The 25,394-nt window shown below is 74.5% G+C and carries 24 protein-coding genes; 12 read left to right on the top strand and 12 right to left on the bottom strand.

Annotated elements, in window-relative coordinates; genetic code table 11:
- Position 1: 1 nt before the first annotated feature.
- A complete protein-coding gene (locus IF01_RS0128855) occupies positions 2-982 on the bottom strand; it encodes a phosphotransferase family protein (RefSeq protein WP_078880394.1) in 981 nt (326 codons plus the stop codon).
- A gap of 298 nt (positions 983-1,280) precedes the next feature.
- On the opposite strand from IF01_RS0128855, the gene IF01_RS0128850 reads away from it, so the two are divergent.
- Positions 1,281-2,378, top strand: coding sequence for a hypothetical protein (locus tag IF01_RS0128850; protein WP_030396505.1), 1,098 nt, complete (start codon positions 1,281-1,283; stop codon positions 2,376-2,378).
- Between the two features lie 105 nt (positions 2,379-2,483).
- On the opposite strand, the gene IF01_RS0128845 is transcribed toward IF01_RS0128850, so the two are convergent.
- Both IF01_RS0128845 and IF01_RS0128840 read right to left on the bottom strand, forming a co-directional pair.
- A complete protein-coding gene (locus IF01_RS0128845; RefSeq protein ID WP_030396504.1) occupies positions 2,484-2,900 on the bottom strand; it encodes a VOC family protein in 417 nt (138 codons plus the stop codon).
- Between the two features lie 10 nt (positions 2,901-2,910).
- Entirely contained in the window at positions 2,911-3,330 is a 420-nt protein-coding gene (locus tag IF01_RS0128840) for a helix-turn-helix transcriptional regulator (RefSeq protein ID WP_030396503.1), read from the bottom strand.
- Positions 3,331-3,391: 61 nt separating this feature from the next.
- On the opposite strand from IF01_RS0128840, the gene IF01_RS0128835 reads away from it, so the two are divergent.
- Complete coding sequence (locus IF01_RS0128835) at positions 3,392-3,928, top strand: DUF2199 domain-containing protein (RefSeq protein ID WP_051756454.1); 537 nt, start codon at positions 3,392-3,394, stop codon at positions 3,926-3,928.
- Positions 3,929-3,980: 52 nt separating this feature from the next.
- On the opposite strand, the gene IF01_RS0128830 is transcribed toward IF01_RS0128835, so the two are convergent.
- Together IF01_RS0128830 and IF01_RS0128825 are read right to left on the bottom strand one after the other, a co-directional pair.
- Entirely contained in the window at positions 3,981-4,880 is a 900-nt protein-coding gene (locus tag IF01_RS0128830; RefSeq protein ID WP_030396501.1) for a Gfo/Idh/MocA family protein, read from the bottom strand.
- 174 nt (positions 4,881-5,054) lie between these two features.
- Positions 5,055-5,729, bottom strand: coding sequence for a DedA family protein (locus IF01_RS0128825; protein ID WP_037781538.1), 675 nt, complete (start codon positions 5,727-5,729; stop codon positions 5,055-5,057).
- A 424-nt stretch (positions 5,730-6,153) separates the two neighbouring features.
- On the opposite strand from IF01_RS0128825, the gene IF01_RS44385 reads away from it, so the two are divergent.
- The 4 genes from IF01_RS44385 (at position 6,154) to IF01_RS0128805 (ending at position 10,722) form a co-directional block, all read left to right on the top strand.
- Positions 6,154-7,149, top strand: a complete 996-nt coding sequence (locus tag IF01_RS44385; RefSeq protein ID WP_030396499.1) for a hypothetical protein — start codon at positions 6,154-6,156, stop codon at positions 7,147-7,149.
- A complete protein-coding gene (locus IF01_RS0128815; RefSeq protein WP_030396498.1) occupies positions 7,150-7,839 on the top strand; it encodes a hypothetical protein in 690 nt (229 codons plus the stop codon). It abuts the gene before it with no gap.
- Entirely contained in the window at positions 7,836-9,632 is a 1,797-nt protein-coding gene (locus tag IF01_RS0128810) for a hypothetical protein (protein WP_030396497.1), read from the top strand. Before IF01_RS0128815 ends, IF01_RS0128810 begins: the two co-directional genes overlap by 4 nt.
- Positions 9,633-9,750: 118 nt before the next feature.
- Positions 9,751-10,722, top strand: a complete 972-nt coding sequence (locus IF01_RS0128805; protein WP_030396496.1) for an AraC-like ligand-binding domain-containing protein — start codon at positions 9,751-9,753, stop codon at positions 10,720-10,722.
- 113 nt (positions 10,723-10,835) lie between these two features.
- Here IF01_RS0128805 and IF01_RS0128800 read toward each other — a convergent pair whose 3' ends face one another.
- Both IF01_RS0128800 and IF01_RS0128795 read right to left on the bottom strand, forming a co-directional pair.
- The gene (locus IF01_RS0128800) at positions 10,836-11,663 is read right to left on the bottom strand and encodes a class I SAM-dependent methyltransferase (protein WP_030396495.1); all 828 of its coding nucleotides are present in this window, start codon (positions 11,661-11,663) and stop codon (positions 10,836-10,838) included.
- Between the two features lie 149 nt (positions 11,664-11,812).
- Entirely contained in the window at positions 11,813-12,754 is a 942-nt protein-coding gene (locus IF01_RS0128795; RefSeq protein WP_233290393.1) for a spermidine synthase, read from the bottom strand.
- Between the two features lie 139 nt (positions 12,755-12,893).
- Between IF01_RS0128795 and IF01_RS0128790 the strand changes: the two genes are divergently transcribed.
- Both IF01_RS0128790 and IF01_RS0128785 read left to right on the top strand, forming a co-directional pair.
- Entirely contained in the window at positions 12,894-13,853 is a 960-nt protein-coding gene (locus IF01_RS0128790; protein WP_037781490.1) for an alpha/beta hydrolase, read from the top strand.
- Between the two features lie 246 nt (positions 13,854-14,099).
- A complete protein-coding gene (locus IF01_RS0128785) occupies positions 14,100-15,533 on the top strand; it encodes a selenium-binding protein SBP56-related protein (RefSeq protein ID WP_051742501.1) in 1,434 nt (477 codons plus the stop codon).
- Positions 15,534-15,579: 46 nt separating this feature from the next.
- Here IF01_RS0128785 and IF01_RS0128780 read toward each other — a convergent pair whose 3' ends face one another.
- Entirely contained in the window at positions 15,580-16,845 is a 1,266-nt protein-coding gene (locus IF01_RS0128780) for a globin domain-containing protein (RefSeq protein ID WP_037781487.1), read from the bottom strand.
- A 210-nt stretch (positions 16,846-17,055) separates the two neighbouring features.
- Positions 17,056-18,000, bottom strand: a complete 945-nt coding sequence (locus IF01_RS0128775) for a helix-turn-helix domain-containing protein (RefSeq protein ID WP_051756432.1) — start codon at positions 17,998-18,000, stop codon at positions 17,056-17,058.
- Between the two features lie 127 nt (positions 18,001-18,127).
- On the opposite strand from IF01_RS0128775, the gene IF01_RS0128770 reads away from it, so the two are divergent.
- Positions 18,128-19,291 (top strand): NAD(P)-dependent alcohol dehydrogenase, encoded by a 1,164-nt coding sequence (locus tag IF01_RS0128770; RefSeq protein WP_078880393.1) that lies wholly within the window; start codon positions 18,128-18,130, stop codon positions 19,289-19,291.
- A 179-nt stretch (positions 19,292-19,470) separates the two neighbouring features.
- On the opposite strand, the gene IF01_RS0128765 is transcribed toward IF01_RS0128770, so the two are convergent.
- From IF01_RS0128765 to IF01_RS0128755, 3 genes are all read right to left on the bottom strand, one after another.
- Positions 19,471-20,004, bottom strand: a complete 534-nt coding sequence (locus IF01_RS0128765) for a DUF6114 domain-containing protein (RefSeq protein WP_279617278.1) — start codon at positions 20,002-20,004, stop codon at positions 19,471-19,473.
- Positions 20,005-20,051: 47 nt separating this feature from the next.
- The gene (locus tag IF01_RS0128760) at positions 20,052-20,708 is read right to left on the bottom strand and encodes a DUF6230 family protein (protein ID WP_030396487.1); all 657 of its coding nucleotides are present in this window, start codon (positions 20,706-20,708) and stop codon (positions 20,052-20,054) included.
- 138 nt (positions 20,709-20,846) lie between these two features.
- On the bottom strand, positions 20,847-21,626 hold the full coding sequence (locus tag IF01_RS0128755) for a TetR/AcrR family transcriptional regulator (protein WP_051756430.1): 780 nt from the start codon (positions 21,624-21,626) through the stop codon (positions 20,847-20,849).
- A 475-nt stretch (positions 21,627-22,101) separates the two neighbouring features.
- On the opposite strand from IF01_RS0128755, the gene IF01_RS0128750 reads away from it, so the two are divergent.
- The 3 genes from IF01_RS0128750 to IF01_RS0128740 all read left to right on the top strand — a co-directional run bounded on the left by IF01_RS0128750 (position 22,102) and on the right by IF01_RS0128740 (position 25,388).
- Positions 22,102-22,776 (top strand): hypothetical protein, encoded by a 675-nt coding sequence (locus IF01_RS0128750; protein ID WP_030396485.1) that lies wholly within the window; start codon positions 22,102-22,104, stop codon positions 22,774-22,776.
- A 225-nt stretch (positions 22,777-23,001) separates the two neighbouring features.
- Complete coding sequence (locus IF01_RS0128745; protein WP_030396484.1) at positions 23,002-23,874, top strand: AAA family ATPase; 873 nt, start codon at positions 23,002-23,004, stop codon at positions 23,872-23,874.
- Entirely contained in the window at positions 23,871-25,388 is a 1,518-nt protein-coding gene (locus IF01_RS0128740; protein ID WP_030396483.1) for a vWA domain-containing protein, read from the top strand. Before IF01_RS0128745 ends, IF01_RS0128740 begins: the two co-directional genes overlap by 4 nt.
- The last annotated feature ends 6 nt before the right edge of the window (positions 25,389-25,394 follow it).

Raw genomic sequence — 25,394 nt, 5'->3', positions numbered from 1 at the left:
GTCAGTGTCCCTTCAGCGTGGTGAGGCCGTGCTCGATCAGGACGGGCGCCGCCGTGCCCGCCCGTTCGAAACCGGCGCCGAGGGTGCGGCCCTGGCGGAACCGGTAGTGGATGCCCTCGGCGACGACGGCGAGCTTGTAGGCGGCGAACGCCACGTACCAGTCCAGCTCGGCGGCGTCGCGTCCGGTGGACCGGGCGTAGCGGTCGACGAGCTCGGCGCTGCGCGGAAAGCCGGGCGCGGTGGCGGCGGCCGGGACGAGCCCGCCGCCGACACCGGCCAGTTCGGTGTACATCACCAGCAGTCCGACGTCGGTCAGCGGATCGCCGAGGGTGGACATCTCCCAGTCCAGGACTGCGCCGATGACGTCCCGCCCGGCGCGCTCCTGGAGCAGCACGTTGTCGAGCCGGTAGTCCCCGTGCACCAGCGCCGGGGCCGGGGAGGCCGGCCGCCGGGCGGTGAGCAGCTCGTGCAGCCGCTCGACGCCGGGCAGGTCGCGGCTCCGCGATGCCTCCAACTGCGTGGACCAGCGGCGCAGTTGCCGCTCCAGGTAGCCGTCGGGGCGGCCGAAGCCGGCCAGCCCGACCGCCGCCGGGTCGATCCGGTGCAGGGTCGCGAGGGTGTCCACCAGGGCCTCGCCGACCGCCCGCACGCGAGCCTCCCCGAGCGCGCCGAAGACCTCGGCGTCCCGGTGCACGACGCCGGGCACGAAGGCCATCAGGTACCAGGGCGCGCCGAGCACCTCCGTGCCCGGATCCAGGTGGACCGTCTCCGGCACCGGCACCCCGGTGCCGCGCAGCGCCGTCATCACCCGGTACTCGCGGCCCATGTCGTGCGCGGTGGCGAGCACGTGCCCGAGCGGCGGCCGCCGCAGCACCCAGTCGTTGACGCCGTCGGTGAGCCGGTAGCTGAGGTTGGAGCGGCCGCCCTCGATCAGCCGCGCCCGCAGCGGACCGGCCACCGTCCCGGGCAGGGCGCGCTCCATGTGGGCGCGCAATCGCTCCAGGTCCAGCCCCTGCGGGGGCTCCGAACGGGGCTCCGAACCGGGCCCCGAACCGGGCTCCGGTGTGCTGTCCGACCGACCGTCCGGTGTGCTCTCCGGTGTGCTGTCCGACCTGCTCTCCGGCACGGGCACTCTCCCTTCGTCCGCCGACCGCGTCGTCGACGACCAAGCACTGACCAAGCGTCGGCCGAGCGCCGACCAAGCCCTGACTAAGCGCTTGCTCAGCATTCAGCCGACGGCGGTGCCGTGTCAATCCCGACGGGACGTCACAATGAGCGCCATGAGGTTGATCCACACCGTCGCCGGCGTGCTGCTCCTGCTGCTCACCATCGGCAGCATCCTGCGCACGCTCGTCGTCCCGCGCGGCCTGTACAGCTCCCTGGTGCACGGCCTCTGGCGGGCCCTGCGCACCGTGCTGCGGCTGACCGCCGCGCCGTTCGGCACCTACCGCGCGCAGGACCGGGCCCAGACCTGGCTGGCGCCGCTGATGCTGACCGGCATGCTCGCCGTCTGGCTCGGCGGGATGCTGATCTCCTACACGCTGATACTGCACGGCACCTCGGGGCTGAACTGGTCGATCTCCTTCCGCGAGGCCGGCTCCAGCCTCTTCACCCTCGGCTTCGCCAGCGGCGACCGGCTCCACCTCTCCGTGATCGACTTCATCGCCGCCTCCAGCGGCCCCCTGGTGATCGCCCTGCAGATCGCCTACCTGCCCACCCTCTACGCCGCCTACAACCGCCGCGAACTGGAGGTGACCCTGCTCCAGTCCCGGGCCGGCGAGCCCGCCTGGGGCCCGGAACTGCTCGCCCGGCAGTCCCTGGTGGACACCGAGACCGCCCTCCCCCAGCTCTACCGGGACTGGGAGCGCCTCGCCGCCGACCTCGGCGAGAGCCACTCCAACTACCCGGTGCTGATCTCCTTCCGCTCCCCGCAGCCCAACCGCAGCTGGGTGGTCGGACTGATCGCCGTCATGGACGCCGCCGCCGTCCACCTGGCGATCTGCCCGCGCACCGCCCCGCCCGAGGCCCGGTTGGTGCTCCGGGCCGGGTTCACCGCGCTGCGCGACATCGGGCGCTCGATGCGGGTCGACTTCGACCCCGACCCGGCCCCGGACGCCGCGATCCGCCTCAGCTACACCGAGTTCGACGCGGCCGTCGCCCTGATCGCCGCCGCCGGGTTCCCGCACGAACGGCCGGCCCACGAGGCCTGGCCGCACTTCCAGGGGTGGCGGGTGAACTACGAGCCGCTGGCCTACGAGCTGGCCCGCCGCAGCGACGCCGTCCCGGCGCTGTGGAGCGGCCCGCGCGACTTCCGGGCCCCGGTCATCCCCCCGGCCCGCCCCGCCGACCGCCGACCGCCGGGCGGCCACGCGGGCTGACCCACGGGCGCGCCGCCGTAAGAGGCGCACGCCGAACGAGGCACCACCGCCGCCGCGCAGCGACGCCACGGCCCCGTTCGCCCGCCGGGCGAACGGGGCCGCACCCTACTTCGACTTGCGCTGGGTGAACCGCAGCATGTTCCCGGCCGGGTCGCGGAACGCGCAGTCCCGCACGCCGTACGGCTGGTCGATCGGCTCCTGGAGCACCTCGCCGCCCGCCGCACGGATCCGCTCGAAGGTCGCGTCGCAGTCCTCGGTGGCGAAGATGACCGCCCGCAGCAGCCCCTTGGCCAGCAGCTCCGCCATGGCCTGCCGGTCGGCGGCCGAGGCGTTCGGGTCCGCCAGCGGCGGTTCGAGCACGATGTCCACCTCGGGCTGCGAGGGCGCGCCGACCGTCACCCAGCGCATGTTCTCGAACCCGACGTCGTTGCGCACCTCGAGGCCGAGGACGTCGCGGTAGAAGGCGAGCGCCTTGTCGTGGTCGTCGACGGCGATGAAGCACTGTGAAAGCTTGATGTCCATGCGCCTCACGCTACGGGCGGGGCGGACGATGCGCTTCTCCGTTCCTGACCGGTCTGGTGTACAGCTTCGCGTAGCAGGCCGGGATCGCGGCGCCGTCCTCGTGGCCCCGGGCCCGGTAGGCGCTGGGGCTCTCCCCGACCAGCTCGGTGAAGCGCGAACTGAACGACCCCAGCGAGGTGCAGCCCACCGCGAAGCACACCTCCGTCACCGAGAGGTCCCCGCGCCGCAGCAGCGCCTTGGCGCGCTCGATCCGCCGGGTCATGAGATAGCTGTACGGGGTCTCCCCGAAGGCGGCCCGGAAGCTGCGCGAGAAGTGGCCCGGCGACATCAGCGCCACCCGCGCCAGCGCCGGCACGTCCAACGGCAGCGCGTAGTCGCGGTCCATCGCGTCGCGGGCCCGGCGCAGCCGGACGAGGTCCTCCAGGGTCACCCCTCCACCCTCGCACAGGGCGACGACAACCGCTCCGACCAGGTCGTTTATGCTCTGCGCCATGTCCCCCGCGCACACCCCCGCCCACCATGACGCCACCGCCGACGGTCACACCTGCGCCTGCTGCGCCGAACGGCACGACGGCCCGCCGCTCTCCTACGGCTCACCGGCCCCGACGGGCTGGAAGCCGCGCTACGCCCGGCGCAGGGACAGTGAGCTCACCTCCGACCAGTGCGTGATCAAGGGCCGGGAGTTCTACGTCCACGGTCTGATCGAGATCCCGGTGCGGGACACCGGCGAGACCTTCTCCTGGGGCGTCTGGGTGTCGCTGAGCGAACCGAACTTCGCCCGGGCCCACGACCTGTGGGAGGACCCGGCCCGGGAGCAGGAGCCCCCGTACTTCGGCTGGCTGGTCACCGAGCTGCCGGTCTACCCGCAGTCCACGCTGCTGCTCAAGACGCATGTGATCACCCGCGCCGTCGATCTGCGCCCGCTGATCGAGCTGGAGCCGACCGACCACCCGCTGGCGGTGGAGCAGCGCGAGGGCATCACGGCGGAGCGGGTGCGCGCGTTCGCGGACCAGCTGCTGGGCGGCTGAGCGGTCGGGGTGCTGAGCGGCCGAGGCGCCGGGCGGCGCCTCGGCCGCCGCCTCAGACCTCGACGGTGGTGCCCGCCGCGAGCGAACGCTCCGCGGCGGCGAGGATCTCCACGGTGCGCAGGCCGAACGCGGCCGAGCAGGGGTGGGCCTCGCCGGTGCGGGCGGCGGTCGCGAGCGCATCCAACGCGCGGTGGAACGCCGCGTGCGGGCCCTCCCCGCGCTCCGGCAGCCGGACGGTGCCGGCCTCGCCGCGCAGCTCCATCGCGGTGCCGCCGCCGGCGAACGGCGCGGTCAGGCTCAGCGCGAGGGTGCTGGAGGCGCCGCCGACGTGGCGCAGCACCAGGTGCACGGTGTCCAGCGGGCCGGGCACGGCGGTGACGGCGGTCGCGTCGCCGAGCACGGGCAGCAGCACCGAGAGCGCGTGCGGGCCGACGTCCCAGAGCGCGCCCTTGTCCTTGCGCCACTGCGAGTCCGCGTACGGGCTGGTGGAGTCGGGGGCGAAGACCGAACCGAGCCAGTCCGAGCGGCCGGTGAACCAGCCGCCGACGGCGGCCTGCTCCTCGATCCACGGCAGCTGCTCGCCGCCGAAGCGGACGGTGAAGAACACCACGGAGGCCACCCGGTGCGCCTCGGCCGCCTCGGCCACCCGGCGGGCGTCGGGGACGGTGAGCGCGACGGGCTTGTCGAGCAGCAGGTGGCAGCCGGCCTCGGCGGCACGCACCGCGAGGTCCGCCTGCACGGTCGGTGGCAGGGCGATCGAGACGGCGTCGACCTCGGCGAGCAGCCGGTCGAGGTCGGCGTGGCCGGGGACGCCGTACTTCTCGCCGAGCGCGGCGGCCGCCTCGGGGCGACGGCCCCAGACGCCCGCGAACTCGACGCCGGGGTGCTCCGCGAGGGCGGGCGCGTGCACCCGCTCCGCCCAGGTGCCGGTGCCCAGGAGTCCGATCCGCATGGTGCTCCTACTTCTCTGTTCGCGTGTCTCTTCGCGTGCTGTTCGGGTGCCGTTCGGGTGTCGAACGTGCTGTGAAGTGGTCGTGCGGTCCGGTGCCGCCGCGGACGCCGCTGCCCGGAGCGGGTGCTCCGGGCAGCGGCTCGCGCGGGTCGGTTCCGGACGGAACCGGGGCCGTCAGTCGGCGGCGGGCGCGGTGACCGTCGGGGCCGCGTCCACGCCCTTCGCCGCGTCCTCGGCCTCGAGGGCGTGCGCGGCCTTCGCGGCGCGGCGCTTCATGAACCAGGCCGAGAACGCCCCGATGGCGACGGCGAGGAGCAGGCCGATCCAGGAGAACTTCGACAGCCACTGCTCGGCGACCTTGCCGACCTGGTAGACCAGCCACGTCGTACCGCCGGCCCAGACCACGCCGCCGAGGACGTTGGCGATCAGGAACTTCCAGTACGGCATCTTCAGGGCGCCCGCCAGCGGGCCGGCGAAGATGCGCAGCAGGGCGATGAAGCGGCCGAAGAAGACCGCCCACATGCCCCACTTCTGGAAGGAGCGCTCGGCGCTGGCCAGGTGGCCGGGTCCGAAGTGCTTGGGGAACTTGCGGCCGAGCTTCTCGAACAGCGGCTTGCCGCCCTTGCGGCCGATCGAGTAGCCGATCGAGTCGCCGATGATCGCGCCGGCGATCGCGCAGACCGCCACCCAGACCGGGCTGACCACGCCGCGCGAGGCCAGCAGGGAGGCGGAGACCAGGGCGATCTCCCCGGGGAGCGGGATGCCCAGCGACTCCAGTCCGATGATCAGCGCAACGAGGGCGTACACCGCGCCCGGTGGTACGCCTTCGATCCAGGCGTCGATGTGCAGCAAGGCCAGTACCTCCGTGGCAGGACGAGACCCGCGGCAGGCCCGCCCGGGTCCCGTTCAGGTCCCCGCGGCTCGCGCGCCGGTCTCGACAGTCGTCCGAATGGCGGCACCAGGCCGCTCCCCGAGAGGGCAGCCTAACGTGCCGGGCGGCCCGTCCCCTCGGCCGATCACCCCTGCGTACGACGTGCGGGACGGCCCGGCGGTTCCGCACCCCGGGGCGTCGGCGGGACCCGGTCTCCGCCGGGCGGTGCGCGGGGGCGTGCGCCGGAGCGACCGGCGGTCGTGCGGTCGGGCGCGCGCCGACCATGCTTGACGTGCTCGCGCACGCCACCGAATCGGATTGGTCACGGTTCGCCGAACGCCGCCCGAACGGGCTTCCGGAGGCGCCGAGCAGGTCTAACCTCCCTTGCTGTCAAGGCAGTTGATGCCACTGGGGGTCGCCGTGATGATCCGTGCCCGCAACATCCGCGAGCGCGCCGCCCTCGCCGCCACGTCCACCGGACTGGCCCTGGCCCTTGTCTCCGGCTGCGGTGACGGCAAGGGGAGCCCGGTCGCCGACACCCTCGCCACCACCTCGGCCGGACCGTCGGTGGCCGACACCCCACCGAGCGTTCCGACGACCGACCCGACGCCCCCGCCCTCGGTCGCCACCTCGGTCCCGACCCCTCCCCCGGCGGCCCCGACCAGGTCGGCCGACCCCACCCCGACCGCCACCGCGACGGCCGCTCCGAGCCCCGTCCGCACGACCAGCAGACCACCGTCCCGGCCGAGCACCGCCCCGCCCGTCGCCACCCCCACCTCCACCCCCCGGCCGAGCACCCCCGTCCCCACCAGGGCCCTCACCACCGCACCTCCGGCGGGCGGCGCGGCCTCGCTGTGGGGCGGCCTGTACCGGGGCACCGCCCAGGTCACAGTCCAGCTGTACGACTACTGCTCGCTCAACGGCGCCCGGCGGCCGGCCGGCTCGCAGACCTACTCGATGCCCACCACGCTGACCGTCGCGCGCCCCAGGGAGGCCGGCGGCCTGCGCGAGAACAACCCCTTCGCCCTGCTCCTGTCCGTCGGGCAGCCGACGCAGACGGGGGCGTTCACGCTGGGCACGTCCGCCGCCGTCGCGGCCGGCGCGGGACAGCTCCTGCTGACCTACTGGCAGCTGTCCTGGGACGACGGCACCCTGCGCGGGCAGCTCACCGACACCCACGCGCGCGAGGCCGCCGCGCTCAACCTGGTCAACTGGGCCACCCTGCTCGTACCGTGCCGCCCCGAGCTGGGCACCCTCCCGGGCGGCATGCCGCACTCGGTCGCCGTCGGCGCCGGCCTCTCCGGGCAGCTCACCGCCGCCGGCACCTCGCTGACCGCCAAGGGCGCCTCCGACGACGGCCTGGTCGAGTTCGCGTTCGAGTTCAGCGGGAGCCGCTGAGTGGACGGGACCGCGCTGGCCGCCTGGGGGACGCGCGTCGCGGCGATCGCCGCCCCGGACGAGCGGGACCTCGCCCCGGCGATCACCCTCGCCTACGCGGCCGGGGGCCGGGCCCGCCGGGACCTCTACCGCCGGGCCGGCCACACCCCGGGCGGCATCGGCGGCGGGCTGGTCACCGTCCTGCCGCAGTTGCTGGACGCGCTGGCCTACGCGGCCCGCGAGGTCGGGGACGCGCTGGGCAGCGCGCAGCTCGGGAACCTGGTGTCGGCCACGGCCCTGCTGATCAGCCTGCGGCGGCGGTCCGACCCCGATGCCCCGCGCGACCCCGGCACCTCTCCCGGCTCCGGTACCGGGCCGGGGGAGCCGACCGTTGCGGCCGTGCACGCCGCCGAGCAGCTCGCCGACCGGCTCCGGTCCCGGGGGGTGCCGCCGCCGGACGCCGACCGGCTGGCCTGCGAGCTGCTGGCCGGACTCCTCAACAGCCCGGAAAGGAGCGGGGCCGCGGCCTTTCTCGACCGGCTGGTCGCCGCCGAGCCCCCGGAGCCCACGGTCCGGACCGGCGGTCGGCTGTTCGGCCGCCGACGCCGCGTCCGGGTCCAGGTCCGGGCCGCCGACCCGCCAGCCGCCCCGGGACCGGCCACGGACGGCACCGACCCCGACGGCCCCGACGGCCCCGGGGACACCCCGTGAGACGTCCGCCCGGGCCACCGCCCTGGCTGTGGCTGCTGGTCGGCCTCTACCTGTCCCAGCTGCCGGGAACCGTCACCTGGTGGACCGCCCAGGTCAAGGACCTCCTCGGCCTGGGCGCCTACCCCGAGCAGGTCGCCGGCACCGGCGGCTTCCGCGCGCTGCTGGCGCTGTCCGTCGCCCAGCTCGCCCCCACCGCGTTCCTGCTCGCCGGGATCCTCGCCCTGCCGCTGCCGCGGCTGCGGTGCCGGTTCACCGAGTGGCGCCACGGCCTGCGGCGGCCCCTCCCCGGGGAGCCCTTCGCCGAGATCCAGCGGTTCCTTGCCGAGCGGGCGCCCGGCGTCGAGCTGCGCGTCAGCCCGACCCGCTCCGAGCTGACCGCCCGCGTGTACCCCGCCGGACCGCGCGCGACCCGGATCGCCGCCTTCGTCCCGCTCACCGTGCTCTGGCGCCGCGACCGGGCGGCCGCCGAGACCCTGCTGCTCCACGAACTCGGCCACCACCGCAACGGGGAGCAGCACGTCGCCGGGCTCGGCAGCCCGTTCGTGGCCCTGCTGCGGAGCTGGCCCTACGTCTTCGCGCTGTGCGGGCTGCTGCCGGCGGTCCTGCTGCTGGTGTCGGGCGAACCGTCGGCGCACCTGATGTTCGCCCAGGTCGTGCTGGTGGTGCTGCGGGTCCCCGAAGTACTGCTGCTGCCGGTCGGCGCGCTGTGGAGCGCCGAACTCGCGGCCGACCGGCACGCCGCGGCCGCACGGGGCGGCGCGGAGGTGCTTCGCGTGCTGGACGCCACGGACGAGGCCGACACCGGCCGGCTGGCCGCGCTGCACCACCCGCCCGCGCGGCTCCGGCGCTGGTTCGCGCACCGGTCCGGGAGCCCGTCGGCGCAGCTGATGCTCGTGTCGCTGCTGCCCTTGGCACTCCTCGCCGACCTGCTGCTGACGACCGCGGGCGCGACCGTCGCCTACCGGCTGCTGGACGTGCCCTGGGGGCGGGCCGCCGGACGGGCACTGTCGCTCGCGGACCACCAGGTCACCGGCGGCCCCGAGTGGTGGGCCGTGCTGGCCGTGCTCGCGGTGTGGCCGCTGCTGGCACCGCTCCGGCCCCGGTTCTGGGCACCGCACGGCCACCCCGGCGGCACCCTGTCGCCCGGGCCCTACGCGACGGCCGCCCTGGTACCGGCGCTGGTCCTGGCCGTCGGCCTGGCACCGTGGGGCACCACGGCCGACCCGGTCGCGAAGACGACCTCGCCGACGTCCACCGCCTCCCCGGTGCCGCCGGTCCTCCCCCTCGACCCGACGTCCACCGCCTGCCCGACGCCTTCCCCGCCCGCGCCCCCGAGCAGGCCCTCCGGTCTGCCCGAGCCCACCGCCGTGAGCGGCCTGCCCTCCACCGCCCCGGCCGCCGTCCCGCCCGGCGCCTACCGCACCGCCCGCGTGGTGTCCGCCGAACCCCTGCTCGGCACACCCCGGGCGCTCGTCGACGACATCGCCGACCGGCTCGCCGCCGCCCGCTGGACCCTGACCACCGACGGCACCCTCACCGAGGACACCGGCGAGCCGCCCCTGCACCGCCGCACCGGCGCGCTGCAGGGCGAGAAGCACACCACCACCGAGGTGAGCGCGACAACCATCTGGACCGACGCCGACCTCCGCCCGACCCCCGACGGCCCGGACCTGCGGCTGGTCCTGGTCCGGGCCGCCGTCGGCGTCAACCACGCGGTGATCGCCTGCCGGGCCTTCGACGCCACCACGACCACCGCCGCCGTCCTCGTCCTGGACCTGAGCCCGACGCCCTGAGCCCGACACCCTGGCCCGACGGCCGGGACGGGACGTGGCCGATCATGGGTGGAAGTCATGACCGGCCGCGCCCCGTGCGAACCGGCCGGCCGCCGTGGGGTGAGCAGTGGAGGTGCTTGTGGGAGAGCTGAGCGCGTCGGCGTCGGCCGTGGTGCGGGCGGACCGGTTCGAGTGGTTCCGCGAAGCGGTGTCGACCGACGTGATGCCCCTCTCGATCCGCACGGAGCGTCCGTCCGGCTTCCGGGCGGAGATCACCGACCTCCGGCTCGGCCCGGTCCAGCTGTCGACGTTCTCCTACTCCCCCGTGGTGGCCCGTCGCAGCGCCGCCCACGTCCGGAAGGGGGATCCCGAGCAGTACCAACTCGCGCTGATCACCCACGGCGCCATCCGCACCTCTCAGCTCGGCAACGAGTCCCTGGTCTCGGGTGACCTGGTACTGACGGACACCTCGCGCCCGATGGAGAACGAATCCGGCGGCGACGGCGCCGGGGTCGACGTGGTGATGCTGCGCATCCCCCACTCCGACCTGCCGTTCCGCCCCGACAAGGTGGACGGTCTGCTCGCCAGGCCGATCCCCGCCCGGGCGGGCACCGGAGCGATCCTGGCCGGTTTCCTGGTCTCGCTGTTGGACCAGCGCTCCCACTGCGGCCCCGGGGAACTCCCCCGGATGGGACACATCACCCTCGACCTGGCCAGGGCCTGCATCGCCCAGCAGTTGGGGACCCCGGGTGAGGCACCGGCCGAGGCCCGAACCCAGCTGATGCGGCAACGGGTCCACCGCTTCATCGAGGACAACCTGGGTGATCCGGACCTGACCCCGCAACAGCTCGCCGACCGCCACCACATCTCCCTGCGTTCACTCCACCTCCTGTACCGCGACCAGCCGCTGAGCGTGGCGGCACACATCCGCCGGGCCCGGCTCGAACGGGCCCGCGGCGACCTCGCCCGCCCGGAGCTGCGCGGTCTGCCGATCCAGGCGATCGCCGCCCGCTGGGGCTTCACCAGCGCCACCGCATTCAGCCGGGCGTTCCGCGACGCCTACGGCAGCACCCCCACCGAACACCGGGCGAGCGCCCTGTCGGTGCCGTAGGGCGCGTCGTCGGGCAGGACCGAACGCGCAGAGGTCCGAGCCGCGGGCGCCGACGCCGTCGTGGACGGTCGCGGACGCCGACGCCGTCGCGGACGCCCCACCGCGGCCGCCGGTCAGGTCCGGGCGGCGAAGTCCAGGACGGTGACGGTGGGGCGGTGGGTGGACAGCGGGGGGACGGCGAGGGTCAGGGGGAGCAGGGAGGCCAGGGGGCCGTGGTCGGCGGTGGGGCGGACGTCGCGGACGGCGGTAATGGCCGGGCTCGCGGTGCGGAGCTTGTCGCGTTCGCGGGCGTCCATGGCCCACGGCATCGGGGGTGCCTGGTAGCCGGGGGTGCGCATCTTTCCCGACCGGGTGAGGCGGGCGAACCAGCGCGGGACGGCGTCCAGGACGAGGGAGCCGCCGGGGAAGCGCTCGGCGCAGGCGGCGACGAGTTCGCGGACGCGGGGCGGGGGGAGGTACATCAGCAGGCCCTGGGCGGTGATCAGGACGGCGCGGTCGCGGTCCACCGCCTCGGCCCAGGTGAGGTCGGTGGCGTCGGCGGCCAGGTAGCGCTGGCGCGGGCCGGGCGGCAGGAGCCGTTCGCGCAGTTCCGTCGCTTCGGGGAGGTCGACGGAGAGCCACTGCGCGCGGCCGTTGTCGACCCGCCAGTACTGGGTCTCCAGGCCCTCCCCCAGGCAGACGACCGTGCCGCGCGGCTCGCGGGCCAGGAAGTCGGCCACCTCGCGGTCGAAGCAGCCCACCCGCAGCGCCTGGAGGCGGGACTGCAGGCGGCTGGTGCCGAAGCGCTCCGCGAACGGGAAGTCGATCCGGTCGACGAGTTCGACGGCCTTGGGGTCGTGCAGCAGCGCGTCCGGCCGGCGGGCCTCGACGGCCCGCTGCCAGAGGGTCCACAGTGCCGTCTCGGGCACCGCCGCCAGTTCCGGACGCTCCGGGCCGCTCATCTCTCGCTCGCTCCCTCGGGTGGTGGGTGTCCCCCGGGACCTGGTCGGCTGCGACCGGGTCCGCTACGACCCGCCGATTCTGACACCGCCGGGGGCGTGAACCCGGGGTGCGGCGGCCCGGCGCGCCGGGCCGCGCTCCCGCGCGCCGCTCAGCCGACGCTGAACGCGCCGTCCGGCGGGGGCGGGGAGTCGGTGGCGGTGGCGTCGGTGACCGGGGCGGTGCGGCCGGCGAAGGCCGCAAGGTCCGCGCCGTCGGTCAGCCGGGCCGGGAAGATGTCACCGGCCAGCCGCCGGACGAGGTCCGCGACCGGCAGCGGTCCGGCGGAGCCGACCAGCAGGATGTTGCCGTACCGGCGCCCGCGCAGCACGGGCGGCTCGGCGATCAGGCAGGTCTGCGGGAAGACCGCGCGCAGCGTCGCCGTCTGGGCGCGGGCGAAGGCGAGCGGGGCGCCGTCGGCGAGGTTGGCCGCGTAGAGGCCGCCGGGCCGCAGCACGGCGGCGGCCAGGCGCAGGAACTCCACCGAGGTGAGGTGAGCGGGGGTGCGCGAGCCGTGGAACACGTCCGCGACGACGAGGTCCAGGCTGCCGGGCGCGGTCCGGGCCAGGGTGGCGAGGGCTTCGCGGGCGTCGCCGACCTCGGCGGTGATGTCGACGCCGGGCCCCCGCCAGGGGAGCTGCTGTTCGACCAGGTCGAGCAGCGGGCCGTCCACCTCGACCACGCGCTGGCGGGAGCCGGGGCGGGTGGCGGCGAGGTAGCGGGGCAGGGTCAGGGCGCCGCCGCCGAGGTGGAGCACGTCCACCGGGCCACCCTCCGGCCCGCCCTCGAGCCCCTCCGGCCCGTCGAGCGCGTCGACGAGGTGGCCGAGGCGCCGGGTGTACTCGAACTCCAGGTGCGTCGGGTCGCCGAGGTCGACGTAGGACTGCGGGGTGTCGTCCAGGGTCAGCAGCCAGCCGCCGTCGTGGTCGACGTCGGGGAGCAGCTTCGCCCGCCCGAGGTCGGTCTCGCGCAGCACGGGCAGTCGTTCGTCGACCGGGGAGTCCTGGGACGGTGCGGCGGACGGTGCGGCGGTCGGGTCGGGCATCTCGGGCATGTCCGCAGCATAGGCGCCGGGTCCGAGTCGCCGTCACGCCCGAGGCTACCGGCCGGTATCGTCAGGGGGTCCGGGTGCCGGGGTTCCGGCGTCCCGCGATTCCGACCGGAGTCCGACCAGAGATTGGGTGCGAGTGGCCATGGAGTTCCGCGAAGACGTCCTGGGTGCCCCCTACGAGGCGGCGGAGCTGCCGCTGCGCCCGGACGAGGAGGGCGAGGTCACGGCGACGCTGGTGCGCCGGCTGGTCCCCGGTTCGGAGCAGGCCGTCCTCTACATCCACGGTTACAACGACTACTGGTTCCAGACCCACCTCGCCGACCACTACGTGGCCGCCGGCTTCTCCTTCTACGCGATCGACCTGCGCAAGTACGGCCGCTCGCTGCGCGCGCACCACTCGCCGAACTTCGTCCGCGACCTCGCCGCCTACGACGAGGAACTGGACCAGGCGGTGCGGATCATCCGCGAGCAGGACGGCCATCGCCGGCTGCTGATCAACGGGCACTCCACCGGTGGGCTGATCGCCGCCCTGTGGGCCGGCCGCCGGGCCGGTCGGGGCCTGGTCGACGGGCTGTTCCTCAACAGCCCGTTCCTGACCATGCCGGCCTCCCCCGCCGTGCGCACCCTCGGCGCCCCGGCGCTGGAGGCGATCGCCCGCATCGCGCCGACCCGGGTCCTGCCGTCCGCGCTCAACCCGCACTACGTGCACAGCCTGCACCGGGACTTCCGCGGCGAGTGGGACTTCGACCTGAAGCTCAAGCCGGCCGAGGGGGTGCCGCTGTTCGCCGGCTGGCTGGCCGCGATCCAGCGCGGCCACCGCGAGGTGCGGCGCGGGCTCGGCATCGACGTGCCGGTGCTGCTGATGGCCTCCACCGCCTCGATCGCCACCACCCGCTGGCACGCCGCGCTGCACCACGCGGACGCCGTCCTGCGCGCCGACGACATCGCGGCCGCCGGTCCGCACCTGGGCCGCCATGTGACGATCGTCCGGATCAAGGGCGGGATGCACGACCTGGTGCTGTCCGGCGAGACCGCCCGCACCCAGGTGTTCGCCGAGCTCGACCGCTGGCTGGGCGCCTACTTCCCGCTCGCGGTGCACTGACGCGATGCACTGACGCGGCGCACTGCACCGCTGCACCGCTGCACCGCTGCACCGCTGCACCGCCACGGTGCACCGGGTCGAAGCTTCGTTCGGGAAGAACCGAAGATCCGTTCGGGGGGGTCGGGGGCGCGCCGCCCCCGGCCCCCCGATCACTCCCCGTGCGCCTGCTGTGCGCCCGCGAGTTCGTGCAAGGCTGACCGGGCCATTGTCACTTACCTTGCCCAACAGGCGAGTTGAGGAGCCAGCATGCCGCATGAACACGGCCCGCAGGAAGACCGCCCGTCCGGACACAGCGATCCCTCCCTGTACCGCACGCCCACCGAGGCGATCGCCGCTCCACCCGAGAAACTCGCCTACGTCGCCGGGTTCGACCGGTCGGCGCAGCGGCCGGACGCGCTGATCACCGTCGACACCGACCCGGCGTCGCCGAGCTACGGGCGCGTGCTCAACTTCACCGACATGCCCGATGTGGGCGACGAACTGCACCACTTCGGCTGGAACGCCTGCTCCAGCGCCCTCGCGCACGCCTGCCACGACAACCCGGAGCGGCGCTACCTGCTGCTGCCGGGGCTGCGGTCGTCCCGGCTGCACGTGCTCGACACCCGGCCGGACCCGGTCCGGCCCAGACTGGTGAAGACGGTGGCGGCGGAGGAACTGGCCGCGAGAGCCGGGTACTCCCGGCCGCACACCCTGCACTGCGGGCCCGACGGCGTCTTCCTGTCCTGCCTCGGCGCGGCCGCGGGCGGCGACGGACCCGGCGGGGTCGCCCTGCTCGACCACACCACCTTCGACGTGCTGCGCCCCTGGGAGACGGAGCGCGGCTCGCAGAACTTCTCCTACGACGTGTGGTGGCACCTGGGCAGCAACGTGGGCGTCACCAGCGAGTGGGGCACCCCGTGGATGGTCGAGGACGGCGTGGTGCCGGAGCTGCTGCTCGGCCGCAAGTACGGGCACGCGCTGCACTTCTGGGAGCTGGACACCGGGCGGCACCTGCAGCGGATCGACCTCGGCGACCAGTACCAGATGGTGCTGGAGCTGCGCCCGGCCCACGACCCGCAGGCCGAGTGGGGCTTCGCCGGGGTGGTCACCAATGTGGAGGACCTCTCGGCCTCGGTCTGGCTCTGGTACCGGCAGGGCGAGGCGTTCACGGCGCGCAAGGTGATCGAGATACCCGCCGAACCGGCGAAGGCCGAGGATCTGCCGCCCGTGCTCCAGCCCTTCGGCGCCGTGCCGCCGCTGATCACCGACATCAACCTGTCGGTGGACGACCGCTGGCTGTACGTCTCGGCCTGGGGCACGGGGGAGTTGCTCCAGTACGACGTGTCGGACCCGTTCCACCCGCTGCTCACCGCCTCGGTGCGGCTGGGCGGGGTGACGGCCAGGACCCCGCACCCGGCCGAGCCGGGCCGCCCGCTGAGCGGAGCACCGCAGATGGTCGAGATCAGCCGGGACGGGCGGCGGGTCTATCTCACCAACTCGCTCTACGGTGCGTGGGACGACCAGTTCTACCCGGACGGCATCGAGCCGTGGATCGTCAAGCTGGACGCCGACCCGGAGGCGGGCGGGATGACCGTGGACCACCGGTTCTTCCCGCACGGCGCGGAGTTCCGGGGGCTGCGGGTGCACCAGACGCACCTGGCGGGCGGCGACGCCTCCTCGGACTCCTACTGCTACCGGTAGCGGCGGCCCGTTAGCGGCGGCGACCGGGCAGCCCGTTCTCGGACGCTCAGAACCGGCCGAGCACCGGGTCGTGGTGGATCCGGGCGGCGGGCAGCCCGGCGGCGGCCAGGCGGGTACGCACCTCGTCGACCAGGCCCGCCGGTCCGCTGACACAGGCCCGGTGCTCGGACCAGTCGGCGGCCCGGCCGACCGCCTCGGCCAGCCGCCCGCCGGGGGCGATCGGGTCGCCACCGCCCTCGGTGACCGGGACGAGTTCCAACCAGGGCTTGCGGAGGCCGAGTTCGGCCAGCGCCGGCCAGTCGTAGAGCTCGTCCCGGTTCCGCGCACCGACGAAGAGGTGGACCCGCTGTCCGCGCGGGCGGTGCTCCACCAGCCGCTCCACGATCGCCTTCATCGGGGCGAGCCCGGTGCCGCCCGCCACCAGCAGGAGGTCCCTGGTGTCGTCCTCCGGCATCAGCGTGCCGCGCGGCGGCCCCAGCCGGAGGCGGTCGCCGACGGCGGTGCTCCCGACCAGGGCCGCGCTCACCCCGCCCGGCCCGGTGCGGCGGACGTGGAACTCCAACTCGTTGTCGGCACGCGGCGCGCAGCCCATCGAGTACTGCCGCCAGGTGTGCGGCAGGGCCGGGTGCTCGACCGTCCCGTACTGTCCGGCCCGGTACGGGTAGGGCTCGCCGGTCCGCACCCGGAGCACGGCGAGGTCGTGCCGGCGGCGCTCGTGGCCGACCACCGTGGCGTGCCAGTACGGGGGTTCGGTGAGCGCCGCCTCCGCGCCCGCCACCATCGAGCGGACGGCGAAGCGCAGCATCCGCACCCAGGCCGCTTCCAGCCCGGCGTGCCACCGGGCGTCGGCCCGGTGCCGGATCGCCTCGCGGAGCGCCTCCTCGAAGGCCTCGTAGTGGACCGGCCGGACACCGAGCTTCCGGTGGTCGCGGCCGAGCCGGGTGAGGGTGTCGGCGAGTTCGTCCGGCCGGTCCAGCCGCTCGATCAGGTACTCGAACATCCGCTCCAGGTGGGCCTGCTGGAACTCCATGGACTCCGGGAACAGCGCGCGCAGGAACGGGCGGCGGCGGAACATGCAGGCGTAGAGGTGGTCGATGAGCTCGTCGAACGGGGTGACCAGGGCCAGGTCCCGGAGGATCAGCCGCCGGTCGGCCGCCCCGTCGTAGCCGTCTGCACCACTCAGAGGCGAGGGCACGTCCTCGGGCGCGGTGGGGAAGGACGGCGCCGGTGCGAGGATCTGTCGGCGCAACCGCATGGCATGGTGTCGCGCGATCAGCCGGTCGTACTCGGCGGTGGTGCTGGTGGTGTCCATGCCGGGCAGCCTAGCGAGCACTGACGGTCCGTCAGCCACCTGCTGGACCAGCGCTGTTCACCGTTCCGAAGGGCGGTCGGCCGGTTCCGGGCAGGCGGCGGCCCGGAACCGGCGCGGAACCAGTAAACGGCTCCGCCCGGGGGTCGGGACAGGGCCGGTGGTCCCTGGCCGGACGGGACCACCGGCCCGCCGCGGGCTCCGGGAAGAGGACTACCGACCCGTCGACGAAGCTTCCGAACCCGAGGCCGAAGCCGAAGCCGAAGCCGAAGCCGAGCCGGAGCCCGACCCGGAACCGGAGCCCGAGTGCGACTGCCCGGTGGCGATCCAGCTCGCCAGCAGCCGCAGTGACTCGGCCGAGGGCGAGCCCGGCTCCGCGTGGTACGCGACCAGCACCTGGTCCGGGTCCCCGGCCGGCCGGAAGGTCTCGTAGCGCAGCGTCAACGGGCCGACCACCGGATGGCGCAGCTCCTTGACCCCGTGCCCCTTGTCCAGGACGTTGTGCGCCGCCCAGAGCCGCCGGAAGTCCTCGCTCTTGACCGAGAGTTCGCCGATCAGCGAGGTCAGCCGGGGGTCGTCCGGGTCGCGGCCCGCGTCGAGCCGGAGCATTCCCACCAGGTCCGCCGCCTTGCTCTCCCAGTCCAGGTAGAGGTCCCGGTTGCCCGGTTCGAGGAAGACGTGCCAGGCCAGGTTGCGCCGCTCCGGCGGCAGCGCCGCGACGTCCCCGATCACGGCGTTGCCGAGGCGGTTCCAGGCGAGCACGTCGAGCCGCCGCCCCAGGACGTAGGCCGGGACACCGTCCATCGCGTCCAGCAGCTGCGTCAGCTCGGGCCGGACCTGCTGCGTGCGCATCGGGCGGCCTCGGCCGGAGCGGCGGCGCACCGGCCGGGTGATCCGCAGCAGGTGCTCGCGCTCGGCCGGTTCGAGCCGCAGCGCGCGGGCTATCGCCTCCAGGACGGCCGTGGAGACGTTCTCGCCGTTCCCCTGCTCCAGCCGGACGTAGTAGGCGGTGCTCACCCCGGCCAGCTGGGCCAGCTCCTCGCGGCGCAGCCCCGGGACGCGGCGGCGGCCGCCGTAGTCGGGCAGCCCGACATCGGCCGGCCGCAGCCGGGCCCGCCGGGACCGCAGGAATTCGCTGAGCTCGGTGCGCTGGTCCATGCCAGCAGTATGGGCCCGCCCGCCCCGGTGGACGGGCGCCGTGGGTGATACTGCCAGTGGTAGGACCGGCGGTCGTACGACGACCACTGACCTGGCCCGCCCCGAACGGCGCGCCGAGGCTTGGGGCATGACGAACACGACGGTCACCGCACACACCATCGACAGCGCGGACGCCACCGACAGCGCAGGCACCACCGACACCGACAGCACCGCCGCGGCGGAGACCCCCGGGACCCCCGACCGGCCCGGCCGGATCGCGGTCTGGGCCGCCCCGACCCCGAAGGCCCCGCTGGAGCGCACCACCGTGCCGCGCCGGGCGCTCGGCCCGCACGACATCCTGATCGACGTCCGCTACGCCGGGATCTGCCACTCGGACATCCACCAGGTCGACGAGGACTGGGGCCCCGGCATCTTCCCGATGGTCCCGGGCCACGAGATCGCCGGGGTGGTCGCGGCGACCGGCTCCGCCGTCTCGCGCTGGAGGGTCGGCGACCGGGTCGGCGTCGGCTGCTTCGTGGACTCCTGCCGGGAGTGCGACAACTGCCGCGCCGGGCTCGAGCAGTACTGCACGGGCGGGAACGGCATCGTCCTCACCTACAACGGCCGCGGCCGGGACGGCTCGCCGACCTACGGCGGGTACGCGAAGCAGTTGGTGGTGGACGAGGGGTACGCGCTGCGCATCCCCGACGCGCTGCCGCTGGACGTGGCCGCGCCGCTGCTCTGCGCGGGCATCACGGTCTACTCGCCGCTCAGCCACTGGGGCGCCGGGCCGGGGCGGAAGGTCGCCGTGGTCGGGCTCGGCGGGCTCGGCCACCTGGGGGTGCGGCTCGCCCGGGCCAAGGGCGCGGAGGTCACCGTGCTCAGCCAGTCGCTGCGCAAGCGGGAGGACGGGCTCCGGCTCGGCGCCCACGACTACCGCGCCACCTCCGACCCGGCGACGTTCACCGAGCTGGCCGGACGGTTCGACCTGATCCTCAACACCGTCTCGGCCGACCTCGACCTGAGCGCCTACCTCGGGCTGCTGCGCACCAACGGCACGCTGGTCCAGCTGGGCGCGCCGGCGAAGCCGGTCAGCGTGGGCGCGCACTCGCTGCTCATGGGGCGGCGGTCGCTCTCGGGCTCGATGATCGGCAGCCTGGCGGAGACCCAGGAGATGCTGGACTTCTGCGCCGAGCACGGGATAGGCGCGGAGATCGAGCTGATCCCGGCGGAGGGCATCAACGAGGCGTACCGGCGGGTCCTGGCGAGCGATGTGCACTACCGCTTCGTCATCGACACGGCCACCATCTGACGCCCGCCGACGGGTCGCCCGGTCCCGCCGGTCTCCCGGCACACCGGCTTGCCCGACGGAACAGGCAACGAACGACGCCCCGTCCCCGGCGCTCTCCCTTCGCCGAGGGCGGGGCGCCGGTCCTGTCGGCCGTGGCGGGCGCCGGTCACCGGCCGCGACCGGCGTCCGCCACGGCCTCCTCAGACGCCGGCCGGGTCGGCGGCCTTGCGTCCGGTCCGGTCCCGGCGCAGCCAGCGGCGGCGCGGGGGCTGGTCGGGCAGCCACCCGAAGGCGAGGCAGCTGCCGATCACGCCGAACAGCATCCCGAGCAGGAAGCCGCCGAGGTTGGAGGTGAGCCAACTGCCCAGCGAGGCGAGCACGGCGAGGATCGAGTAGAACAGCCGCTGGGCCGGGTTGAAGAGGATCAGCAGGCCGCAGAGCACCATCACCGCCGGGACGAGGTAGCCGGCCAGCCCCTGGATCCCGATGTGCAGGACGATGGGCAGCGGGGCGCGCAGCGTGAAGAGGATCTCGGCGCCGCCGAACAGGACCAGCACACCGCCCCAGAACGGCCGGCGGCCGCGCCAGCCGCGCCAGGACCGCCGGGCCCGGGCGACCGCACCCGCCCGGGCCTTCGGCCCCGCCTGTACCTCGGATCCTGCCTGTACCTCGGATCCCGCCTGCACCTCGGGTCCCGCCGGTGCCTCCGGCTCGACCTGTACCGCGGACAACACCTGGGCCTCCGTCTCCGCCGGCATCTCCGGCTCGGGTCCCGCCACCGTCAGCAGCCCTCGGAGCTGAAGCTCAGCCGGAGGTTGGGCAGCTTGAACGCGCCCGCGGTGGTGGCGTAGTTGTGCTGCCGGAGGTTGCGGATCTTGACGGTGTCGGCCTGCTGGCCGAAGACCCCGGGCAGGCCCTGGACGCCGGCCTTGGTGTAGGTGCTGGCGTCGCCGCCGATCTCGATGTTCTTGAACTCCGCGTCGCCGGACAGCAGGTCGGAGTCGGTGGTGAGGTCGGTGGCGGTGACGGGCGTCCCGGCGTCACCGGCCCTGATCAGCAGGTTGATACCGCCGAGCTCGACGCTCTGGCACAGCTTGGTGAGCGAGGCCTCCTTGATCGCCGAGACCGCGACCAGTACCTGGCCCCCGGTGTCGCCGGCGTTGGGACTGTCCTTGATCATGTGGTCCAGGCTGCCGAACTGCTCGAAGCCGACGCCGTCCAGGCTGTCGGCGGTGACGACGAACGGCATGCCGGATATGTCGAACTGGGCGGCGAGCACGCCCTGCGCGGTCAGGGCCATCAGCACCGCGCCGGCGGCGACGGCGGGGACGGCCATCAGCGCGGTGCGCCTCAGCCGAACCCGGCCTCTGTCCTGGCCGGGTGACGCGGGTGCCGGGGTGTTCTCGATCGGGTGGGCGGCGTCCTCGGACGTGGCCATGTGTGCTCCCTCGGGTGGTGGGGACGGGCAGGCACTGGCACGTTGCCCTGGCGCGGACAGCGTTCTGCGGCACGGCAGCGGAGGACCACCCCTCGGCAGCGGGGCGGACCGGTCGGGCCGCAGTGGGTAACTGGGAAGCTACTGCCCGGTATTGACCGGGTCAATACGGGTGCACGAAGGATCATCGTCCGCTCCTCGGCGCTGATCCGGCACCGCCCCGGCCGAGGCCAGACGGCGTGCGGCCTCGGCCGGACCGAGGAAGGGCGCCAGGCAGAACAGGCTCAAGGTCGGCAGCAGTTCCGGGAGTTCGGCGGTGCGGTCGGTGTCGATGCAGCGCTGGAGGGTGGAGTAGACGCCGCCGACCACCGCGTCGACCATCGCCTCTGCCCCGATGCCGTCCGGGAGTTCGGGGATCTCGGCGAAGAACGCGCGGAACTTGAGCAGGAGTTGCTCCCGCTCACGGCGCCCGGCCGGGCCGACCGCGTCCAGTTCGATCACCGCCATGGTCGCGAAGGCCGGCACCCCGGCCAGCAGTCCGAGCATCGCCCGGAGCGCCTCGCGGATCCCGCTGCACCAGTCCGGCGAGGCCGCGAACGCCCGCGCCATCCGCCGGATCACCACCCCGGTGCCGTGCCGGTGGGCGGCGAGGAAGGCGTCCTCCTTGCCGCTGAACAGCTCGTAGAAGACCGGCCTGGTCACCCCCGCGGCGCGACAGATGTCGCTCACCGTGGCGCGCTGGTAGCCGTGTTGCGCCACCGTGTGGACCAGGCCGTCGAGCAGGCGCTCCCGCTGGGTCGCCGCGACCACCCCGGGCGGCAGCCGGCTCGGGCCGCGTTTGATCGAGCGGGCCGGGTCGCGCCCGGTGCGCGCACCGGGGATCAGGACCACGTCGGCACTACCGCGGAGATCCGGGTCCATTGCCATCCTCCGTCCCCAACTCCTGTGCATTGCCTTGACATTGGCGCGACATCAGGTTTACAACACTGGCGGGTTTCCAATCCGCGGCCGAGGCCGCCGGAAGCCCGCACGCGTTCCGACTGCTCAGTATGGCGAACGCATGCCCGGCGGTGGCAGCCGTCGACGTGCACCCTGCACTCCCGCACTTGCGCTGGACCGTTCCACCCCGCCGTACCCCGCCGTACTCAGCCGTACCCGGCCGGTTCCTTCCGGCCGGCCCAGGCCGTGTCGTACCCGCCGCACAACGTCGTGCCGCCGGTACCGCGCCGTACGGGCGGGCCCGTGGCGCCGGGCCCGCCGAGTCGCCGTTCGCGGCGCCCCACCTCGCAGCACACCCTCACCCGTCCCGGCCGGGCCGCGGCCGACGATGCCGCGCGCACCCCCACACCGACCGCACGGGCTCCCCCACCCGACTCGCCCGGAGAGGCACACCCTCATGCGCATCCGCCGTACCCTCGGAGCCACCGCCCTCGCCGCCGCCGCGGTGCTGGCCGCCGGCACCATGACCCCCGCCCAGGCCGCCGGCTCCGCCGTGCTCACCCACACCTCGGTGGGCGGGCCGAACATCGCCGTCGGCGACGTGCTCACCGCCGACCTGGTGTCCGGCAGCTTCGCCACCTTCTACTCCAGCGCCACCGGCACGAGCGGCATCAAGTGCGCCGCCTCCTCCTTCTCGGCGACCGTCACCAGCAACCCGGCCGCGCCCGGGGTCGCCACCGAGCAGCTCAACACCCAGACCTTCGGCTCCTGCACCGCCAACGTCATCGGCGTCACCTCCGTGCAGAGCATCACCGTCAACAACCTGCCCTACACCAACTCGGTCAGCGACGCCCCCGGCAACCCGGTCTCGCTCGACCCCACCGCCGTCGGCCCGCTCCAGACCACGGTGGTGCTGAAGACCATCCTCGGCACCATCACCTGCGTCTACCGCGCGCCCGCCGGCATCAGCGGCACCACCAGCAACGTCGGCCAGACCATCGGCTTCAACGCCCAGGCCCTGCCCAAGGTCTCCGGCCCGAGCACCTGTTTCGCGACCGGGTACTTCAGCGCCACCTACGGGCCGGTGAAGGACAGCTCGGTCGCCGGCAGCCCGCACGTCTACATCAACTGACCCCTCCCGGACCGCCCCTCCCGGACTGCTCCTCCCGCCGGGGCCGGTACGACACCGGGCGGGGTGCGGCCGCCGCCGCACCCCGCCCCACCGGCTCGCCCCTCGCCCGGCTCCCCCGCCTGCCGGGTGCCGCCACGTCCGGTAGACAGAGAGGCCGGGACAGCGAAGTGACCCACCGGTAGGGTGCTGGCGACGGACACCGGACCACGGGGATGCGGGGCAGGCATGGTCGGCGAGGGCACGCAGTTCTTCGAGTCGGTGGCCGACACGGCCGCACGGCTGGCCGAGGTCGGCTACCTGGCCTCCACCGAGGTCGCCACCACCGTCTTCCTCGCCGACCGGCTCGGCAAGCCGCTCCTGGTCGAAGGCCCGGCCGGCGTCGGCAAGACCGAACTCGCCAAGGCCGTCGCCGCGCTCGGCCGGGCACGGCTGGTCCGGCTCCAGTGCTACGAGGGCATCGACGAGTCCCGCGCCCTCTACGAGTGGAACCACGCCAAGCAGTTGCTGCGGATCACCGCCGGACGGGACGAGGGCTGGGACGCGGCCCGCACCGACATCTTCGGCGAGGAGTTCCTGCTCACCCGGCCGCTGCTCACCGCCATCCGCGGCGACGAACCGACCGTGCTGCTCATCGACGAGATGGACAAGGCCGACGTCGAGGTAGAGGCGCTGCTGCTGGAGGTGCTCAGCGACTACCAGGTCACCGTGCCCGAACTGGGCACCATCACGGCGACCCGCCGCCCCTTCGTCCTGCTCACCTCCAACGCCACCCGGGAACTCTCCGAGGCGCTGCGCCGCCGCTGCCTCTTCCTCCACCTCGACTACCCGGAGGCCGAGCTCGAACGCCGGATCGTCCGGCTGCGCGTCCCCGGGCTGGACGCGGCGCTGGCCGAGTCGCTGGTCCGGGTGGTCGGCGCACTGCGAGCACTGGAGCTGCGCAAGGCCCCCTCGGTCGCCGAGACGGTCGACTGGGCCCGCACCCTGCTGGCGCTCGGCGCCGACACCCTGGACGAGACGGTCGTCCGGGCCACCCTCGGGGTCGTCCTCAAGCACCAGGACGACGTGCTGAAGGCCGCCCAGAAGCTCACCCTCGCGTGACCGTCCCGCCCCCGTCCGGTGTCCCCTCCGCCCCCGCGGACCTCGCCGCCCGGCTGACCGCCTTCGTGCGCGCGCTGCGCACCCACGGGCTGCGGATCGGGCCCGCCGAGACGGTCGACGCCGCGGCCGTACTGGCCGTCCTCGGCCTCGCCGAGCGCGAGCAGGTCCGGGCCGGACTCGCCGCCGCGCTGCTGCGCACCGACGGGCAGCGCGGGGTCTTCGACGCCGCCTTCGACCTGTTCTTCCCGCTCGGCGTCGGCGACCCGGAGGCGGTGCGCCGGGCCTCGGCACAGCAGACCCCGGAGGCGGCCGATCCCGCCGACCCCGGCGCGCCGGGTCCCGCCGACCTCATGGACCCGAACGCGGACCCGGCCGCGCGGCGCGAGGACCTCCGGGCGCGGCTGGTGGCGGCACTGGCCGCCGACGACCGGGCCGCCCTGGCCGGGCTCGCCGGCGAGGCGGTGGCGGCGTTCGGCCGCTACGGCGGCGCCGGCGCCGCCGGCCGGCCCGGCAGCGACGGCTGGTCGGCCTACCAGACCCTCGGCCGGCTCGCGCCGGAGACCCTGCTCGCCCGGGTGCTCGCGGCCCTGCGCGCCGGGGCCGCCGGCACTGGATCGGACCCCAGTGCCCCCGACCTCGCCGACCACGTCCTGCCCGACGAGATCCGCCGCCGCATCCAGGGCTTCCGCGCCATGGTCGCCACCGAGGCCCGCCGACGGGCGGCCGAACTCCGCGGCACCGAACGCCTCGCCGAACGGGCCGTCGCTCCGAGCACCGACCGGATCGACTTCCTCACCGCCGGCCGCGACCAGCTCGCCGAACTCCGCCGCACCGTCCACCCGTTGGCCCGGAAGCTGGCCACCCGGCTGGCCGCCCGCCGACGCCGGGCCGCCCGCGGGCGGATCGACCTGCGCCGCACCCTGCGCCGCTCGCTCTCCACCGGCGGCGTCCCGCTGCGCCCCGCCCACCGGCTGCGCCGCCCCGCCCGGCCCGAACTCGTGCTGCTCTGCGACGTGTCCGGCTCGGTGGCGGGCTTCTCCGACTTCACCCTGCTGCTGGTCCAGGCGATGCGCGACCAGTTCAGCAAGGTCCGGGTGTTCGCGTTCGTCAACCGCACCGCCGAGGTGACGGACCTGCTCACCCGGGGCGGCGGCGACCCGGCCACGCTGGCCCGGCGGATCCTCACCGAGGCCAAGGTGATGGGCCACCACGGCAACAGCGACTACGGCTCGGCCCTCGGCGAGTTCGCCGAACGCCACCTGGACGCGGTGGGTCCGCGGACCGCCGTGCTGATCCTCGGCGACGCCCGCAACAACTACCGGGACCCGCACCTGCCCGCCCTGCGGCTGATCGCGGCCCGCGCCCGCCAGGTCCACTGGCTCAACCCGGAGCAGCCCTCCCTCTGGGGCACCGGCGACTCCGCCGCCCCCGACTACGCCCGGGTGGTGCCGATGCACTGCTGCCGCAACGCCCGCCGGCTGGGCGAGTTCGTCGCCCGTCTGCTGCCGGTCTGAGGCGCG

It is taken from the genome of Kitasatospora purpeofusca, assembly GCF_000718025.1.
Taxonomy (GTDB): Bacteria; Actinomycetota; Actinomycetes; order Streptomycetales; family Streptomycetaceae; genus Kitasatospora; species Kitasatospora purpeofusca.
The sequence above is the reverse complement of the archived record's forward strand: the minus strand, read 5'-3'. Positions and strand labels throughout refer to the sequence as shown.

Bases quoted from the DNA above. Each gene is read 5' to 3' on its own strand.
- IF01_RS0128775 (WP_051756432.1), bottom strand. From the start codon at position 18,000: ATGGACCAGCGCACCGAGCTCAGCGAATTCCTGCGGTCCCGGCGGGCC.
- IF01_RS0128745 (WP_030396484.1), top strand. From the start codon at position 23,002: ATGGTCGGCGAGGGCACGCAGTTCTTCGAGTCGGTGGCCGACACGGCC.
- IF01_RS0128790 (WP_037781490.1), top strand. From the start codon at position 12,894: ATGGAGTTCCGCGAAGACGTCCTGGGTGCCCCCTACGAGGCGGCGGAG.
- IF01_RS0128770 (WP_078880393.1), top strand. From the start codon at position 18,128: ATGACGAACACGACGGTCACCGCACACACCATCGACAGCGCGGACGCC.
- IF01_RS0128800 (WP_030396495.1), bottom strand. From the start codon at position 11,663: ATGAGCGGCCCGGAGCGTCCGGAACTGGCGGCGGTGCCCGAGACGGCA.
- IF01_RS0128750 (WP_030396485.1), top strand. From the start codon at position 22,102: ATGCGCATCCGCCGTACCCTCGGAGCCACCGCCCTCGCCGCCGCCGCG.
- IF01_RS0128830 (WP_030396501.1), bottom strand. From the start codon at position 4,880: ATGCGGATCGGACTCCTGGGCACCGGCACCTGGGCGGAGCGGGTGCAC.
- IF01_RS0128755 (WP_051756430.1), bottom strand. From the start codon at position 21,626: ATGGACCCGGATCTCCGCGGTAGTGCCGACGTGGTCCTGATCCCCGGT.
- IF01_RS0128760 (WP_030396487.1), bottom strand. From the start codon at position 20,708: ATGGCCACGTCCGAGGACGCCGCCCACCCGATCGAGAACACCCCGGCA.
- IF01_RS0128845 (WP_030396504.1), bottom strand. From the start codon at position 2,900: ATGGACATCAAGCTTTCACAGTGCTTCATCGCCGTCGACGACCACGAC.
- IF01_RS0128850 (WP_030396505.1), top strand. From the start codon at position 1,281: ATGAGGTTGATCCACACCGTCGCCGGCGTGCTGCTCCTGCTGCTCACC.
- IF01_RS0128855 (WP_078880394.1), bottom strand. From the start codon at position 982: ATGGAGCGCGCCCTGCCCGGGACGGTGGCCGGTCCGCTGCGGGCGCGG.
- IF01_RS0128795 (WP_233290393.1), bottom strand. From the start codon at position 12,754: ATGCCCGAGATGCCCGACCCGACCGCCGCACCGTCCGCCGCACCGTCC.
- IF01_RS0128785 (WP_051742501.1), top strand. From the start codon at position 14,100: ATGCCGCATGAACACGGCCCGCAGGAAGACCGCCCGTCCGGACACAGC.
- IF01_RS44385 (WP_030396499.1), top strand. From the start codon at position 6,154: ATGCCACTGGGGGTCGCCGTGATGATCCGTGCCCGCAACATCCGCGAG.
- IF01_RS0128780 (WP_037781487.1), bottom strand. From the start codon at position 16,845: ATGGACACCACCAGCACCACCGCCGAGTACGACCGGCTGATCGCGCGA.
- IF01_RS0128835 (WP_051756454.1), top strand. From the start codon at position 3,392: ATGTCCCCCGCGCACACCCCCGCCCACCATGACGCCACCGCCGACGGT.